Origin of the sequence: Pseudomonas sp. OST1909, from assembly GCF_015277575.1 — a bacterium.
Taxonomy (GTDB): Bacteria; Pseudomonadota; Gammaproteobacteria; order Pseudomonadales; family Pseudomonadaceae; genus Aquipseudomonas; species Aquipseudomonas synxantha_A.
This window is the reverse complement of the sequence record NZ_CP063780.1, coordinates 1,815,385-1,832,027: the sequence shown is the minus strand read 5'-3', so window position 1 is coordinate 1,832,027 and position 16,643 is coordinate 1,815,385. Positions and strand designations below refer to the sequence as shown.

The 16,643-nt window shown below is 57.4% G+C and carries 13 protein-coding genes and 2 pseudogenes; 5 read left to right on the top strand and 10 right to left on the bottom strand.

Annotated features, from left to right (window positions below):
- Positions 1 to 225: 225 nt before the first annotated feature.
- The 9 genes from IH404_RS07970 to IH404_RS07930 all read right to left on the bottom strand — a co-directional run bounded on the left by IH404_RS07970 (position 226) and on the right by IH404_RS07930 (position 13,133).
- Positions 226 to 1,905, bottom strand: a complete 1,680-nt coding sequence (locus tag IH404_RS07970) for a BCCT family transporter (RefSeq protein WP_194440240.1) — start codon at positions 1,903 to 1,905, stop codon at positions 226 to 228.
- 294 nt (positions 1,906 to 2,199) lie between these two features.
- The gene (gene lipA, locus IH404_RS07965) at positions 2,200 to 3,177 is read right to left on the bottom strand and encodes a lipoyl synthase (protein ID WP_194440239.1); all 978 of its coding nucleotides are present in this window, start codon (positions 3,175 to 3,177) and stop codon (positions 2,200 to 2,202) included.
- A gap of 46 nt (positions 3,178 to 3,223) precedes the next feature.
- The gene (gene gcvT / locus IH404_RS07960) at positions 3,224 to 4,345 is read right to left on the bottom strand and encodes a glycine cleavage system aminomethyltransferase GcvT (protein ID WP_194440238.1); all 1,122 of its coding nucleotides are present in this window, start codon (positions 4,343 to 4,345) and stop codon (positions 3,224 to 3,226) included.
- Between the two features lie 30 nt (positions 4,346 to 4,375).
- Entirely contained in the window at positions 4,376 to 5,752 is a 1,377-nt protein-coding gene (locus IH404_RS07955) for an L-serine ammonia-lyase (protein WP_194440660.1), read from the bottom strand.
- A 31-nt stretch (positions 5,753 to 5,783) separates the two neighbouring features.
- Positions 5,784 to 7,037, bottom strand: a complete 1,254-nt coding sequence (gene glyA, locus IH404_RS07950; RefSeq protein ID WP_194440237.1) for a serine hydroxymethyltransferase — start codon at positions 7,035 to 7,037, stop codon at positions 5,784 to 5,786.
- A gap of 72 nt (positions 7,038 to 7,109) precedes the next feature.
- Positions 7,110 to 9,980: an aminomethyl-transferring glycine dehydrogenase gene (gene gcvP / locus IH404_RS07945; RefSeq protein ID WP_194440236.1), complete on the bottom strand. Its 2,871-nt coding sequence runs from the start codon at positions 9,978 to 9,980 to the stop codon at positions 7,110 to 7,112.
- 13 nt (positions 9,981 to 9,993) lie between these two features.
- Positions 9,994 to 10,371 (bottom strand): glycine cleavage system protein GcvH, encoded by a 378-nt coding sequence (gcvH, locus tag IH404_RS07940; RefSeq protein ID WP_194440235.1) that lies wholly within the window; start codon positions 10,369 to 10,371, stop codon positions 9,994 to 9,996.
- Positions 10,372 to 10,649: 278 nt separating this feature from the next.
- Positions 10,650 to 12,188: a sigma-54-dependent transcriptional regulator gene (locus tag IH404_RS07935; RefSeq protein WP_194440234.1), complete on the bottom strand. Its 1,539-nt coding sequence runs from the start codon at positions 12,186 to 12,188 to the stop codon at positions 10,650 to 10,652.
- A gap of 27 nt (positions 12,189 to 12,215) precedes the next feature.
- Entirely contained in the window at positions 12,216 to 13,133 is a 918-nt protein-coding gene (locus IH404_RS07930) for a LysR family transcriptional regulator (RefSeq protein ID WP_194440233.1), read from the bottom strand.
- A gap of 156 nt (positions 13,134 to 13,289) precedes the next feature.
- Here IH404_RS07930 and speB point away from each other — a divergent pair, with 156 nt between their 5' ends.
- The gene (gene speB / locus IH404_RS07925; RefSeq protein ID WP_194440659.1) at positions 13,290 to 14,264 is read left to right on the top strand and encodes an agmatinase; all 975 of its coding nucleotides are present in this window, start codon (positions 13,290 to 13,292) and stop codon (positions 14,262 to 14,264) included.
- A gap of 201 nt (positions 14,265 to 14,465) precedes the next feature.
- Here speB and IH404_RS27785 read toward each other — a convergent pair.
- A pseudogene (locus tag IH404_RS27785) lies at positions 14,466 to 14,546 on the bottom strand (VOC family protein); the annotation flags it as partial.
- On the opposite strand from IH404_RS27785, the pseudogene IH404_RS07920 reads away from it, so the two are divergent.
- From IH404_RS07920 to IH404_RS07905, 4 genes and pseudogenes are all read left to right on the top strand, one after another.
- Positions 14,546 to 14,704 (top strand): annotated as a pseudogene (locus tag IH404_RS07920) (integrase); the annotation flags it as partial. The pseudogenes IH404_RS27785 and IH404_RS07920 overlap by 1 nt on opposite strands.
- Before the next feature lie 643 nt (positions 14,705 to 15,347).
- The gene (locus IH404_RS07915) at positions 15,348 to 15,818 is read left to right on the top strand and encodes a YchJ family protein (protein WP_194440231.1); all 471 of its coding nucleotides are present in this window, start codon (positions 15,348 to 15,350) and stop codon (positions 15,816 to 15,818) included.
- A 21-nt stretch (positions 15,819 to 15,839) separates the two neighbouring features.
- On the top strand, positions 15,840 to 16,322 hold the full coding sequence (locus IH404_RS07910; protein ID WP_005785795.1) for an LEA type 2 family protein: 483 nt from the start codon (positions 15,840 to 15,842) through the stop codon (positions 16,320 to 16,322).
- Positions 16,319 to 16,519, top strand: a complete 201-nt coding sequence (locus tag IH404_RS07905; RefSeq protein WP_003189235.1) for an SEC-C metal-binding domain-containing protein — start codon at positions 16,319 to 16,321, stop codon at positions 16,517 to 16,519. The genes IH404_RS07910 and IH404_RS07905 overlap by 4 nt, the downstream gene beginning before the upstream one ends.
- The last annotated feature ends 124 nt before the right edge of the window (positions 16,520 to 16,643 follow it).

Sequence of the window (16,643 nt, the reverse complement as noted above, 5' to 3'; positions counted from 1 at the left end):
ACTCCACAATGTCAACAGCCCGTGGAGAGTCCTGAAAACCGCGCTTGTGCACAAATACTCTCTTGTTGCTTTAGATAGTGACTGAAGAAGCTTTTTCAACAGAATCGGCCAGAAGCTGCCATTCACCGCTATACCATTGCTTTAAATATGCCATTCCTCTCACTCACTGGGATTTCTATCTATGCCCGTCCTTGGGCATAACGCCGAGCATCCATTGGCAAGGTTTCAAATAGTTGGAGTGGGCTCCTTGTAGGCCGATGCAGTCGTTTCAAGTGATCCATCGAGGAACCTGTTTTCCGACCCCACGTCAAGATTCAGGCCGAGAAGCCGTGACTCTTCTTCAATGTCCTGTGCACTTCGATTACGATAATCAGCATAGATCCACTTGACCAACCCATAGGCCATGATCAGTAGCAGGAAGAAAAATGGAATCGATGTCAGGATGACTGAGGTCTTCACGGTTTTCAGCGAAATATGATTGGCGATCATGGTCAAGGGCACCAAGGCCAGCATGACGCACCAGAAGAGTCGCAGGAAAGGTGAAGGATCACGGCCTTCAGGCAGATTACGCGTGGTAGCGGCAGCTACGGTATAGGCAGAGGCGTCGATGTGCGAAGCCAGGAAGATCACCATCACAAACAAATAGAACGCAGTCGCTACTGTGGACATCGGAAACCCGTCCAGTAACCGAGTGATCGCCACTTCTCCACCTTGGCTGGCAACGATGGCTGGAACATTGAGTTGCCCCTGAATCAATTGATCGATGCCGTAGCCACTCAGGCTGCCGAAAATTGCCCAACAACTGACACTTCCCCCCAACAACAGCGCCGCCGAGACCTCTTTCAACGTGCGACCACGAGAAACTCGTGCGACAAAAATCGAAACCGCAGGTGTGTAGGAGATCGCCCAGAACCAATAGAACACCGTCCAGTTCCGTGTGAACTCACCACTACCTGACGGATCGGTGAAAAGGCTCATGTGCAGGAAGTTAGAGAACATCAAGCCCACGCCATTCACGGTGTTGTTGACGATAAAGCCCGTCGGTCCGACCACCAGCACCGCCAGTGCACAAAATAATGCGCCCCAGCACACCATGCTCGCCAGGCGCTGCATGCCGCCTTCCAGCCCGATGTATGAACTGAGCGAAAAGATACTGGCGATCAGCAACACGATTCCCGCCTGCATCGCAAAGTTGTTTTCCAGTCCCGTCAGGTTTGAGAAGCCGTTGGAGAATGTCAGCGTGGTCACCACCATGGTGACAGTGAGTCCGCCGAAGGTGCCAATTAGGAAAATGATATCCACCAGACGGCCAATCGGACCGCTGGCTTTCCATCCCGTAACAGCCTCGATGATGCCGGCGAGGCTGAGCTTGTCATGCTTGCGCACATGATAGTAATAAGCCATGGCCATTCCGCCCACCGCATAGCACGCCCATGTACCAAAGCCCCAATGGAAGAACGCATACGCGATGCTCATGTTCAACGCTTCGGTTGAACCTGCCGTGATATTCAGACCCGGCGTGTTGTAGTAGTAAGCCCACTCCACCAATCCCCAATAGAGGGTAGCGGAACTCAATCCTGCGCAAATGAACATGAAGATCCAGGGCACGGTCTTGAACTGGGGCTGACCCGAACCCAGACGAATGTTCCCGTACTTGCTGAAAATGATGAACAGCGAGCCCACCACAAAAGCCAGAAAGGTCAACAGTACCGGCGCTGAGAGTAGCGTCGTGGCACGAGTGAACAACTGGCTGGCGACCTGCTCGGAGCGCGCCGGAAAGGTGGCCAAAGCAAGCACGGTGAGGAAGATCGAAACCACACTGACCACTATCAGCAAATAATCTTTGCTGGCTCGGGGAAGTTGGTCACCCGGCTGAACCGGGTTAACTTTCACGGAAATTTTCATGGGTTACCTTTCTATAGCGGCTGTATTGATCTTGTTTTTGCCTCTTCCCTGGCGACCTTCGCCGCCTGGAACAGTCATAGAAGTGCAGAAGTGACACCCCCGCCCAAAGTGCGATCGAGCGCGGTCAATCGTGGTACAACTGGCCTTTGGAGCGGGGGCGGACCAGTATAGGAACAGGTCGAAAAGGCCTTACATCCACAATCGCCGATCCTTGCATCTGCGTCGGCGAAGTAAGCTCTCAGTCAAAAAAAAGACGACCTCAAAGGTCGCCTTACGTGTACCCGAGTACCGTGGTCAAGACCTCAGGTTACCCTGCACCTGTTGATCTGCATGGTAGGAGGAGCGAACCAATGGCCCTGACGCAACATTGCTGAAACCCATTCGCCGCCCTTCCTCGGCAAACCATGCGAATACGTCCGGGTGGACAAAACGCTGCACCGGTAGATGGCTGCGTGAAGGTTGCAGATACTGCCCCAACGTCAACATATCGATTCCGTGTTCACGCATGCGCTGCATCACTTCAATCACCTCGTCGTCCGTCTCACCCAACCCGAGCATCAAGCCGGACTTGGTGGGAACGTTCGCCACGCGTTTTTTGAAGTTTTCCAGCAGGTCCAGCGACCACTCGAAATCCGAACCTGGGCGTGCCGCCTTGTATAGTCGCGGCACTGTTTCGAGGTTGTGGTTGAACACATCAGGCGGCTCCTGCTCGGTGATGGCCAGAGCCACGTCCATACGTCCGCGGTAATCAGGAACCAGGGTTTCGAGCTTGACACCCGGCGACAGTTTGCGAATCTCGCGAAGGCAGTCAACGAAGTGGCCTGCGCCGCCGTCGCGCAGGTCGTCGCGATCCACCGAGGTGATCACGACATACTTGAGTCGCAAATCAGCAATGGCCGTCGCCAGATTTTTTGGCTCATCGGCATCCAGCGGTTTCGGGCGACCGTGGCCCACGTCACAGAAGGGACAGCGCCGGGTACAGATGTCGCCCATGATCATGAATGTCGCGGTGCCGCCAGAGAAACACTCGCCAAGGTTAGGACAGGAAGCTTCCTCGCAGACGCTATGCAATTTGTGCTTGCGCAACAACGCCTTGATCCTGGCTACCTCGGGCGACGTTGATATCGGTACGCGAATCCAGTCAGGTTTGCGCGGAATATCCTCGGTGGGCAGGATCTTCACAGGAATACGTGCCACCTTCTCCGCGCCACGCAACTTGACTCCCGTCGTCAACGATTCCCGCCGACGATCCACTCTTTGCATTTCTGTCATTGCCCTGCTCCAGAAGATGGCGCTGCGCAGAGGTGCACGCACATGCTCAACCACGGTAGTAACGCTGCGCCACGAATGGCGTCTTGACGATATGCATCGGCACAGCCTTGCCCCGCACTAGCGCGAAGACCTCTGTGTCGAGGGCGGCATAGGCACGTTCCACATACCCCATAGCGACTGGCCCGCCGAAACTTGGACCGAAGCCACCACTGGTGACTCGACCGATCACTTGCTGGTGTGCGTTGATGATCTGCGTGCCTTCACGGACTGGCGTGCGTTCCTTTGGCAGCAAGCCGACCCGTTTGTTGACCACGCCATCACGCTGCTGAGCAAGGACACGTTCCGCCCCCGGAAAACCGCCGGCGCGAACACCATCGGCGCGGCGTGCTTTGGAAATGGCCCAGGTCAAGCTGGCTTCGATCGGTGTCGTGTCGGTGTTCATGTCATGGCCGTACAGGCACAGGCCGGCTTCCAGGCGCAACGAGTCGCGGGCCCCCAGGCCGATGGCCTTCACTTCTGGCTCGGCCAGGAGTGAACGGGCCAGGACTGTTGCTTGCTCAACCGGCACGGAAATTTCGTAACCGTCCTCGCCGGTGTAGCCAGAGCGACTGACGTAACAATCGATGCCGAGCAACCGCACGCGCTCAAACTGCATGAACGTCATGGCTTTCACCTCAGGTGCCAGGCGAGCCAGTACGTCGGCAGCACAGGGACCTTGAAGTGCGAGCAATGCGCGACTGTCGAATAGGGATTCGACATCGCAATGTCCGTGCAAGTATTTGATCAAATGCGCCAGGTCCTGATCCTTGCAGGCGGCGTTTACCACCAGGAACAAATAATCTCCGGCGTTAGCCACCATCAGGTCATCGAGTATTCCGCCGTCTTCATTGGTGAACAGCGCATAGCGTTGCATACCCACCGGCAGATCGACGATATCGACGGGTACGAGCGCCTCCAGCGCCTGGGCTGCACCGGCACCGTAAAGACGTATTTGGCCCATATGCGATACATCGAACAGACCCGCCAGTTCGCGAGTGTGCTGATGTTCTTTCATAACTCCAAGCGGATACTGCACCGGCATCTCGTAGCCAGCGAAGGGCACCATGCGTGCACCAAGTTCCACATGCAAAGCGTGAAGTGGGGTTCGCAATAGTTCTTTGTTGGACATGGATGACTCCTTGAATGAATTAAATGGATGTCAGCATTCGATGATGTTCACAGCGAGGCCACCGCGGGCCGTTTCCTTGTATTTACTTTTCATGTCGGCACCCGTCTGACGCATCGTGCGAATCACCTTGTCGAGCGAAACAAAGTGCTGACCGTCGCCACGCAAGGCCATGCGCGCAGCGTTGATAGCCTTCACCGACCCCATGGCGTTACGCTCGATACAAGGCACTTGCACCAACCCGCCAATCGGATCGCATGTCAGCCCGAGGTTGTGCTCCATACCGATCTCGGCAGCGTTTTCAACTTGCTGCACAGTGCCACCTAGCACTTCACACAGTGCCCCCGCGGCCATGGAGCAAGCGACACCGACCTCGCCCTGGCAGCCGACTTCGGCACCGGAAATCGAAGCGTTTTCCTTGTAGAGAATGCCGATGGCTGCGGCAGTCAGCAGGAAACGCTGCACCCCGTCATCGTTGGCTCCCGGCACAAAGCGGGCGTAGTAATGCAGTACCGCAGGTACAATCCCGGCCGCCCCATTGGTGGGTGCGGTCACCACTCGACCGCCACTGGCGTTTTCTTCGTTCACGGCCAAGGCATAGAGGTTGACCCAGTCGAGAACTGAAAGACTGTCTCGCAGATTTGCCTCAGGACTGGCGCTCAGCTGTTGGTAGAGTTGCGCAGCCCGCCGCTTGACCTTGAGCCCGCCGGGCATGACACCCTCGCTACTGCATCCGGCAAGCACGCAGTCCTGCATTACCTGCCAGATATGAAGTAGCCCCTGGCGGGTTTCCTCGGGACTGCGCCACGCCATTTCGTTCTCAGCCATCAACTGGCTGATCGAAAGATTGTTAAGCGTGCATTGCTCCAGCAACTCCCGTCCGGTCAAAAACGGGTAGCGCAAGCGGGTCCGGTCTTCGACGATCCGATTGACCCCGATCGCCTCCTCATCCACGATAAAACCACCACCCACCGAGTAATACTCGCGACTGACGATTTGCAGCCCGGCGCGATCGAACGCTCGCAAAATCATGCCGTTCGGATGGTAGGACAATGGTTTTCGGATCATCGCCAAGTGTTCTTTCTCGACGAAACGAATCACCTTTTCACCCAACAGGGCCAACGTTTCCGAGCTGCGAATAGCCGCCAACCGGATGCCCGCCATCGAAGTGTCCACCGTCTCCGGACCTTGCCCTTCAAGCCCCAACAACACCGCCTTATCGCTACCGTGACCCTTGCCGGTGGCACCCAGTGATCCATAAAGTTCCGCCCGCACGCTTCCCACCTGTCCCAGCATCCCTTGCGCCTTAAGCCCTGCGGCGAAACGTGCGGCAGCCTTCATCGGGCCAACAGTGTGCGAACTGGAAGGTCCGATGCCCACTTTGAACAGATCAAAAACACTTAACGACATACTCGTCTTCGCCTTGGATATTGATTCGTAATCAAGCCGGATACACGGGGAACAAAGCGCACAAGCCCTCCACTTGCCGGGCGACACAAGCCTCGACATCTGCATCGCCAAGATGGTCCAGAATGTCGCAGATCCAAGTCGCCAAAGCTCTGCACTCCAGGACCTGGAAGCCACGGGTGGTTACCGCTGGCGTGCCGATACGCAGGCCGGAAGTCACAAAAGGCGATTGCGGATCATTGGGCACCGCGTTCTTGTTCACGGTGATGCGCGCGCGACCCAACGCGGCGTCGGCATCCTTGCCGGTAATCCCCTGGCGAATCAGGCTGACCAGGAACAGGTGGTTATCGGTGCCGCCGGATACCACGTCATAGCCGCGCTGCTTGAAGATGGCCGCCATGGCCTGGGCGTTGTCGATGACCTGCGCCTGGTACGTCTTGAAGCCCGGCTCCAAGGCTTCTTTGAAGCACACGGCCTTGGCCGCGATCACATGCATCAACGGCCCGCCCTGCCCGCCCGGAAACACCGCCGAGTTGAGCTTTTTTTCCAGCTCGGGATCGGCCTTGGCCAGAATCAGCCCGCCCCGCGGACCGCGCAGGGTCTTGTGGGTGGTGGTGGTGACCACATCGGCGTAAGGCAGCGGGTTCGGGTACAGACCGGCCGCTACCAGACCGGCGACATGGGCCATGTCGACAAACAGGTACGCCCCGACCTTGTCGGCAATTGCGCGGAAACGCGGGAAGTCGAGGGTCTTCGAATACGCGGAGAATCCGGCGACGATCAGTTTGGGCTTGTGCTCCACCGCCAGGCGCTCGACTTCGTCATAGTCGATCAGGCCATTGCCATCGATGCCGTATTGCACGGCGTTGTACAGCTTGCCGGACGAACTGACCTTGGCTCCGTGAGTCAAATGACCGCCATGGGCCAGACTCATACCGAGGATGGTGTCACCGGCTTGCAGCAACGCCAAATACACCGCCGCGTTGGCCTGGGAGCCGGAGTGCGGTTGCACATTGGCATAGCCAGCACCGAACAGTTGCTTGGCCCGATCGATCGCCAGTTGTTCGACCACGTCGACATATTCGCAGCCACCGTAGTAGCGCTTGCCCGGATAGCCCTCGGCGTACTTGTTGGTCAGTTCGGTGCCCTGAGCCTGCATCACTTGCGGGCTGGTGTAGTTCTCGGAGGCGATCAGCTCGATATGGTCTTCCTGGCGTTGTGCTTCGCGACGGATAGCGGCAAACAGCGCAGGGTCGAAATCGGACAGGGTCAGGCTTTTATGGAACATGCTGAGTTTTCCTTTTTGTTTGGGTATACACAAAGCGCTTTGCAAGGCCCGGACAGGGTCCGGGCACAACGATCAAGCGTCCTGGTAAATTGAGATGGGTGGGCAAGCACAGGCCAGGTTGCGGTCGCCATAGACATTGTCGACACGACCTACCGGCGGCCAGTATTTGCTGTCGCGCAACGCGCCCAACGGGTACACCGCCAATTCGCGGCTGTAGCAATGGCTCCAATCACCGACCAGTTCGGCAGCGGTGTGCGGTGCGTTTTTCAAGGGGTTGTCGTGCGAATCGAGGCCACCGCTTTCCACGGCGCGAATCTCTTCGCGAATGCAGATCATCGCTTCGCAGAACCGGTCCAGTTCTTCCAGGGATTCGCTTTCTGTTGGCTCGACCATCAGCGTGCCGGCCACCGGGAAGGACATGGTTGGCGCGTGGAAGCCGAAATCGATCAGCCGCTTGGCCACGTCTTCCACGCTGATGCCACTGCTCTCTTTAAGGGGGCGCAGATCGAGGATGCATTCGTGCGCTACCAGGCCGTTTTCCCCGGTGTAGAGCACCGGATAATGGTCCTCAAGCCGGCGGGCGATGTAGTTGGCGCTAAGGATGGCCAGTTGCGACGCGCGCTTGAGGCCTTCGCCGCCCATCATGCGCATATACATCCAGGTGATCGGCAGAATGCTCGCACTGCCATAGGGGGCCGCGCAGACTGCGCCTTGCTTGCGCACCATGGCTTCATGCCCGGGCAAAAACGGCGCCAGGTGTGCCTTGACGCCAATCGGGCCCACGCCCGGCCCGCCACCGCCATGGGGAATGCAGAAGGTCTTGTGCAGGTTCAGGTGCGAGACATCGCCGCCAAACTTGCCCGGTGCGCAGAGCCCGACCATGGCGTTCATGTTGGCGCCATCCAGATAAACCTGGCCGCCGTGGTCATGCACGATCGCGCAGATCTGCCGGATGCCTTCTTCAAACACACCATGGGTCGACGGGTAGGTGATCATCAATGCCGCCAGACGATCCTGATGCAGTTGCGCCTTGCTCAGCAGGTCAGCCACATCGACGTTACCCCGGACATCGCAATCGACCACCACCACACGCATACCGGCCATTTGTGCGGTGGCCGGGTTGGTGCCGTGGGCGGAAGACGGAATCAGGCAAACATCGCGATTCGAATCACCACGACTGGCATGATACGCACGAATGGCGAGCAGCCCCGCGTATTCGCCCTGGGAACCGGCGTTCGGCTGCAATGACATGGCGTCGTAACCGGTCGCCGCGCAGAGCATCGCTTCCAGTTCCTCGATCAGTTGCTGATAACCTTGGGTTTGCTCGGTCGGTGCGAACGGATGCAAGGCGCCAAACTCGGGCCAGGTGATCGGGATCATTTCGCTGGCGGCGTTGAGCTTCATGGTACAGGAGCCCAGTGGAATCATGGTGCGATCGAGCGCCAGGTCCTTGTCCGCCAGTTTGCGGAGGTAACGCATCAGCTCGGTTTCCGAGTGATATCGATTGAACACCTCGTGTTGCAGAATCGCTGACTCGCGCAACAGCGGCAACGGCAGGCAGTCAACCGTGGTGTTGGCCAGTGCGGCGAAGTCCGGCAGTGGCTGTCCCTCGCTTGCAAACACCGCCCACAGCGCTTCGACGCTTTGCTGCTCACAGGTTTCATCCAGCGACAGACCGACACGCGATTGGTCGATGGCCCGCAAGTTGATCTGCGCCGACCTGGCCGCGTCGTGCACAGCTTGCACCGGGATCACGGGCACCACGCTGATGGTGTCGAAGAAATGGTATTGCTCGACCTGATGCCCGAGTTGTTGCAGGCCCTGGGCCAGGATCGACGTAAAGCGGTGCACCCGTCGCGCGATGTCGGCTAGGCCCTTGGGACCATGGTAGACCGCGTACATACTGGCGATATTGGCCAGCAGCACTTGCGCGGTGCAGATATTGCTCGTGGCTTTTTCGCGACGAATGTGTTGCTCGCGGGTTTGCATCGCCAGGCGCAGGGCCGGGTTGCCATGACGGTCGATGGAAACCCCGACCAGCCGCCCCGGCATGTCCCGCTTAAAGCCGTCGCGTGTCGCAAAGTAAGCCGCGTGCGGTCCGCCAAAACCCAGCGGCACGCCAAAGCGTTGCGCGCTGCCCAGCACCACATCAGCGCCGAATTCACCCGGTGGTATCAGCAGGGTCAGTGCCAGCAGATCAGCCGCGACCGCAACCAACGCGCCGACCTCGTGGGCGCGTTGTACCAGCGAACGGTGATCGGCAATGTCGCCGGTACTGGCGGGGTATTGCAGCAGCAGGCCGAAATAGCCGTCGAGCCCTTCTTGCTCAAGCTCCGCTTCATCACCGATCACCACCTCGATGTTCAATGGTTCCGCGCGGGTGCGCAGCACGTTGAGGGTTTGCGGGTGGCAGTGGCGCGAGACAAAAAACGCCGGGGCTTTGTTTTTCGCCAGACGCTTGCAGAAGGTCATGGCTTCGGCCGCCGCTGTCGCTTCATCGAGCAACGATGCGTTGGCGATCTCCATGCCGGTCAGGTCGCTGATCAAGGTCTGGAAATTTAGCAGCGCTTCCAGTCGGCCCTGGGAAATTTCCGGTTGATACGGCGTGTAAGCGGTGTACCACGCCGGGTTCTCCAGCAGGTTGCGCAGGATCGGCGTTGGTGTATGGCATGGGTGATAACCCTGGCCAATGTAGTTGCGCAACAGCTGGTTTTTTCCGGCAATGGCTTTGATCGCGGCGAGCGCCTCGGCTTCGCCCTGCCCCGCCGACAACTCCAGCACGCTGGTGCCCTTGATGCTCTGTGGCACGACACTGTCGATCAGTGCTTCAAGCGAGTCATGGCCGGTCAGCATCAACATGGCGCTGATGTCTTCGTCGCGAGGGCCGATGTGGCGGGCTATGAACTCATTGTCCGTGCCCAGCGGGATCTGTGGCTTGTTCATCTCGACCTCCGGCTCAGGCGTTTTCGGCGACGAAACGGTCGTAGCCTTCCTGATCCAGCAGATCGTCGAGGGCCTCCAGGCTGTCGATGCGGATTCGGAAGAACCAGCCATCATTCATTGGCGAGGCGTTCACCAGCTCGGGGTCATCAGACAGTGCCTGATTGACTGCTACTACTTCCCCCGTCAACGGCATGCTGATATTGCTCGCGGCTTTCACCGACTCCAGCACTGCCACCTCATGTCCTTCCGCGAACTGCCCCAGGTCTGGCAATTGCACAAAAACCACATCCCCCAATGCCTCTTGGGCAAAAGTGGTGATACCCACGGTCAACTCGCCGGACTCTTCCAGACGTAACCATTCATGCTCGGGAGTGAAACGCAGCGTACTCATGGATTTTCCTCTTGTTGTCAATGTGCCAGCGGATAGTCGGCTTGGCTGATGGAACAAGAGCAAAGGTGATGCCAGTTATATTTTCCCGTTATTTATCATTAAGTTATTTTGTTTTTGAAGGACGTGACAGAGCGCTCGGAACGAAATCGCTCCAGATTTTCAGTCGGTATTATTGTGTTAAATCCGGCTTTAGCCAACGCTGGCGCGGCTTGCTTGCCGATGGAGCGAAAGTGCTCCACTGGAGCGTTTTCGAACCGCCCTCGCTTCAACCCAACACGCTAAGAACGCGATCCGATCCCGTACTTGCGCAAGCGCTGCCCGATGGCGGTGTGTGATGTTTGCAGGCGCAGGGCCAATTGGCGGGTCGAGGGATAGGCCAGGTAGAACCGCTCCAACAAAGATTTTTCGAAATCCTGCACCGCGTTTTCGAGGCTAACCACCTCCTCGTCATCCGTCTTCTGACTGATCAGCTCAGTGCCGGCCAACTCAAGACCATCGCAGTCGATCACATCCCCTTCGTTGATCGCGGCCGCGCGGAAAATCACATTCTGCAATTGGCGGACATTGCCTGACCATCGGTTTCCCAGTAACAGCGGATGAGTCGCAGGCGACAGCCAACAAGGCGTGCGCTGGATCTGTTCGCAGGCCTGGCGCAAGAAGTGTTCGGCCAGCAGCAGGATGTCCAGCCCGCGCTCGCGAAGCGCCGGTACCATCAGGTTCAGGACATTGAGGCGGTAGTAGAGATCTTCGCGAAAACTGCCCTCGGTCACCATGCGTTCCAAATTGCGGTGGGTGGCGCACAGCACCCGGACGTTGACATGCACCTCGCGGTCGCCACCGACGCGGCGGAAGCATCCGTCACTGAGAAAGCGAAGCAGTTTGGCTTGCAGGTAGGGCGACATCTCGCCCACTTCATCGAGGAACACCGTGCCGCGATCCGAGAGTTCCAGCAACCCGGGCTTCCCGCCGCGCTGGGCGCCGGTAAACGCACCGGCCGAATAGCCGAACAATTCACTCTCGGCCAGGCTTTCCGGAAGCGCAGCACAGTTCAGTGCCAGGAATGGCGCGTCACGCCGCGTGCTCATGGCGTGACAGGCCCGCGCGACCAACTCCTTGCCTGTTCCCGTTTCGCCTTGAATCAACAATGGCGCGTCAAGTCCCGCCACTTTGTGCAGACGCGTCTTCAACTGTTTGAGCGCCGGTGATTTTCCTAACAACGCGTCCAGCCCTTCCGCGTGATCGTGATGCAGTGAAGCCAGGCGCTCGCCAATGCGGCTCGGCGGGTAGAGGGTCAGCAAACCACCGGCGAGAAACCGTGAACTCTGTGCTGTACCGGTGATTGGAGTGGCATCGAGCAGCAGGTCATGCCCTTTGAAGTTCACCTCGCACATCGGCAATCTAAATCCCTTGTCGACTAGGGACCTTGCCAGGTCTGGCTCGGAGAACAGATTCGACAGCGGCTCTCCCGTGGGATCACTGCCGTACAAACTGACCAGCTTGGGGTTGGCCAACAGTACATAACCGCCAGGATCCACCGCCAATACCGGATCGCTCATCGCTCCCAACAGTGCATCCAATTGCAGCCGGCGCCGTTGACCCGGAAGCATGTCAACCAGTTCCACGCCTTTGACGCCCTTTATGCGCAACAGCGCGTAGTTAAGTTCGTCCAGCACCGTCTGGCTCAGGTCCGGTGCATCGATGTAAACGTTGGGCGGAATCATCTCCACCGCGTCCAAGTTGAGATTGCGTGCACCGAGCAATGCCAGGACTTCTTGGGTAATGCCGACGCGATCATTGAAAGTGACATGGATTCGCAAGATGCACCTCGGTCTATGGGGGTTAGATCAAAGATCTTTGGCGAGTGCCCGAGCGCATTGCATTAACTCGTCGAGAAAAGCCCTTAGTATCAACGGTGATGCGATACCGCGCCGAGTGATGATTTCGAAGGTGGAAAGCAGGCGCAGACGACCAGCACCTAGATGCTCAAGGTCGCCGGTTGCCACCCACTGCCGGGCATAATGCTCCGGTAAAAATCCCGCATAAGCGCCGGAGAGTATGAGCATTGCCTGAGCTTCGACGTTGTCCACCGTTGCAGCCGCCTTGTCCACACCCAATGCCTGAAGGTCGCGATGTTGCAGGTAGCCTCGCGCGACGATCCTGCTGGCCGCGATGCGCTCCAGCAGGTTGACTTTGGGCTCTTGCAGGCCAAACAGCACATGGTTGCGACCGCAAAAAAAACCATGGCTCTCTTGATACAACGGTGAGTACGACAACCCCGGTACACGAAACGGAAAATGCCCGACCGCCAGATGCAAACGGCCATCGATGACGCGCTCTTCCAGCTCCGCCGGCGTCCCGATGTACACATTCAAGTGCACCTCGTGACCGCGCTGCACAAAACGCTGAGTGGTTTGTTTCAGCGGGCATACCGGGTCGGTGATGGTGGTGTCGATCACGCCCAGATTGAGAGTCCCGCTGACCTCGCGCTTGAGCATATCGGCGTCCACGCAAAAGTCCTCCACTGCGCCAAGCAAGCGTTGGGTGGCTGCATAGATGGCCTGCCCTTGTTCGGTCAAGCGAAAGCCACTGCGGCCCCGCTCGCAAAGTTTGACCCCGAGCCTGACCTCAAGATGGGCCATCTGCTCACTGATGGTGGATTGGGCTACGTTGAGCGCAGCCTGAGCGGCAGAAAACCCACCGCATTTGACGATGGTACCGAACACCCTGAGTAGTTTCAGGTCGACATCGTGCAACTGGATCATCTCGCACCTCATGGCGGGGATTACATCGGAAATAGCGATTTACGTATCGCTAGATCATCATTTTTTCGTCCGCGAGTAAAGCCGATATTGAGGCGTATTCGAGATGCATCCATCTCGTCTTTCATCCAAAAAAATAACAATGTGGAGACGCCTGAAATGTCCAATAACAGCTATGAAAGCGGACGCCTGAACCTGCCCTTTGTCGGCCATTGCACTTTTGCCAAATCACCCGTCTGTACTGACTGGGAGGCGATCGATGCGGATGTTGCGGTGCTTGGCGCGCCCAATGACATGGGTACTCAATGGCGCTCGGGCGCTCGCTTTGGACCGCGAGGGATCCGCGAGGCATCGACATTGTTCTCATTCGGCCATGCCGGTGCCTATGACTTCGAAGACGACGTGATGTACCTGCAATCGCAGGACGTGCGCATCGTTGATGTGGGTGACGCAGATATCGTTCATACCGATATGAAAAGCAGCAACAACAACATTGAATTTGCCGTACGCAAGTTGCTTGAAGCAGGTGCGATGCCCGTGGTACTGGGTGGCGATCACTCAGTCCATGCCCCGGTTATCAAAGCCTTTGAAGGTCGTGGACCAATTCATATCATTCACTTCGATGCGCACCTGGACTTTGTCGACGAGCGACATGGAGTGCGCTATGGACACGGCAACCCGCTGCGCCGTGCATCGGAAATGAACCACATTGTTGGCATGACCCAGATGGGAATCCGCAACGTTTCCTCGTCCAATCGAGACGACTACAACGCGGCCCGCGAGGCTGGCTCGAAGATTCTCTCGGTCCGCGATGTACGCGAGCTAGGCAGTCAGGGCGTACTGGGCCTGATTCCCGAGTGCGAGTCCTACTACATCACAATTGATATCGATGGCTTCGATCCATCGATCGCCCCCGGTACTGGCACGCCGAGCCACGGAGGCTTCCAATACTACGAGGTCCTGGAAATCATCCAGGCACTGGCTAACCGATGCCAGGGTCGTATCGTTGGGATGGACCTAGTGGAAGTGGCACCGGCCTACGACCCGACCGGCATGACCTCCATCCTTGCTGCACAGCTGCTGATGAACAGCATCGGCTTTGTGTTCCATGCTCGGGCGCAAGCTCGCAGCTAAGTATCCAAAGGCTTTTCCAAGGAAGGAAAAGCAAAATTTGGGGCCAGTTGAGGCCATTCTCGATAGGCAGCAAACGGCCAGCTGTCGTTTGAAGACCAAAGTTATATGGGCTTGGTCAAGCCACCGTTGCAACCTTACGGTTAATAATCCTTGCGAGTAAGGACTAATGACGAAGCATCCAAGGATGCCTCGTCTTTAAGCTTAGGCTGGCTTGAAACAGTACGCAGCCAGTTTGTTCCCATCGAGATCCCGCGCGTAAGCCGCATAGGCGTCAGGTGCCCACCCTACGGCGAACCAAGGCATCGTTGATCTATCGCAGGACGAAGAATCTGAGAGCTGTCCAACTCCTGCTTGGTCATATGAAACTCGAAAGCACTGTCAGGTACTTGGGCATCGAGGTCGATGATGCTTTGGAAATGGCAGAGCAGACAGAGGTTTAACCAACACTGCGACGGTCTGAGCCAGACCGTCGCTATCCAGCCGATTGTGTTGAAAAAGCCGGTATTTCCAGACTGCCCGCGTACTGACTGCTCAAAATGCCTTTTTTGCCCGCAGCTGCGTGAAATCTGAGCCCGGGAATCATCTGCACAAAGTAAAGATTTCAATCTCAAGCGCTTACTTTTATGCCGCGTAAACCATGGCCGACTATGTAGCTGACTATGGTAATTCGCGCTTCCGCCCGCTGATTCCATAGGCAACCCCCGCGACTCTCAGTTTTCGAGGGGTCGCCTCTGTATCGACCGATGAATGAGAACGCTCCCGAGTTGAGTGGAAGCGAAAATCAAAATACGGATAGTGGTAAGGGCGACCTGTTAGATCCGTCAGCAACCGCTGTGGTAAGCGTATAAAGACAATTAAGTTTGAATGTCATGCCATCGGCGATTCCGTATAGCATGACCCTCATAGACTAACCTTCACCTCTGACGAACGCTCGATGAGGCTTGCCGTGGACCTGCAATGAGGCAGATTGGCGGTCGCTCATTTACTACACGCGCTTGAAATAAGTGAAAAAAGTTAATTTAGGTAAGCGACTGATTTATGGAAGATAAAACACATATAACTGTTAGCAAGGCTCCAGAACCAATGAGTACATCCATTTGCCCGTGCGGCAGCGGCAATCTGCTGGATGCCTGCTGCGGCCATTATCACGCCGGCCACCCGGCGCCCTGTGCCAGTGCGTTGATGCGCTCGCGCTACAGCGCCTATGTGCTGGGCCTGGTCGATTACCTGGTGGCCACCACCCTGCCCGCGCAACAGGCCGGTATGGACCGCGACGCCATCGCCGCCTGGAGTGCGCAGAGCACCTGGCTGGGCCTTGAGGTGGAAAGCTCCGAGGTCTTCGGCGGCCAGCCGGAACACGCGTTCGTCACCTTTACTGCGCGCTGGCATGACAGCACCGGCGAACATAGCCACCGCGAGCAGTCTTCTTTCGTACAGAATGAGGGGCGCTGGTACTTCATCGACCCTACGGTGGAACTGAAGGCCGGGCGTAATGACGCGTGCCTGTGCGGCAGTGGGCAGAAGTTCAAGAAGTGCTGTTCCAGCTACCTTTAATTCACTCACAGGGATAACGCCATGCTTCGGATTTATAGCTTGATGCTGGCGTTAACCCTGGGCCTGACCGGCTGCGCCTCGTGGTTCGAAGATGACTCGCCGCCGCCTCACGTATCGCTGGTGAAGGTCGAAGTCGTGCGCGCCAAGCTGCTGGAGCAGAAATTCAAACTCTACTTTCGCGTGGACAACCGCGACGATGCCGACCTGACCGTGCGCGGCCTGATCTACAAGGTCACCCTTGGCGATCTGGTGTTGACCGAAGGCGAATCCAATGAATGGCTGACCGTGCCGCCGCGCGGTCATAAAGTCTTCCGGGTCTCGGTACGCACCAACCTCTGGCCACGCGTACGCGATGTGGTGCAGATGCTGAAAAATCCCGAGCGCCCCGTGCCCTATCGCCTGGAGGGCGAGCTGAAAACCGGATTATTCATCGGTAATGACGTGCAGGTGGCTCACAATGGCGAGATAATCCCCGGCGATTTTATTCCGGAGCAACATCGATGACTCAGCAACCCCATGTCCATGGTCCTGACTGCAACCACGATCACGATCACCATGATCACGACCACGGCCATGTCCACGGGCCGAACTGCGGCCACGCTCACCAGGAACCGGTGCGCAACGCCTTGAAGGATGTTGGCCGCAACGATCCTTGCCCGTGCGGCAGCGAGAAGAAATTCAAGAAGTGCCATGGCGCATAAGCCGCACTGATGATCAAAATGTGGGAGGGGGCTTTCTCCCTCCTACATTGATTTGCACATAGCTTGAGCACTCACGCAATTACACAACTCCCGCTTGCGTCGTTTCGCCGCGCTCACTAACGTA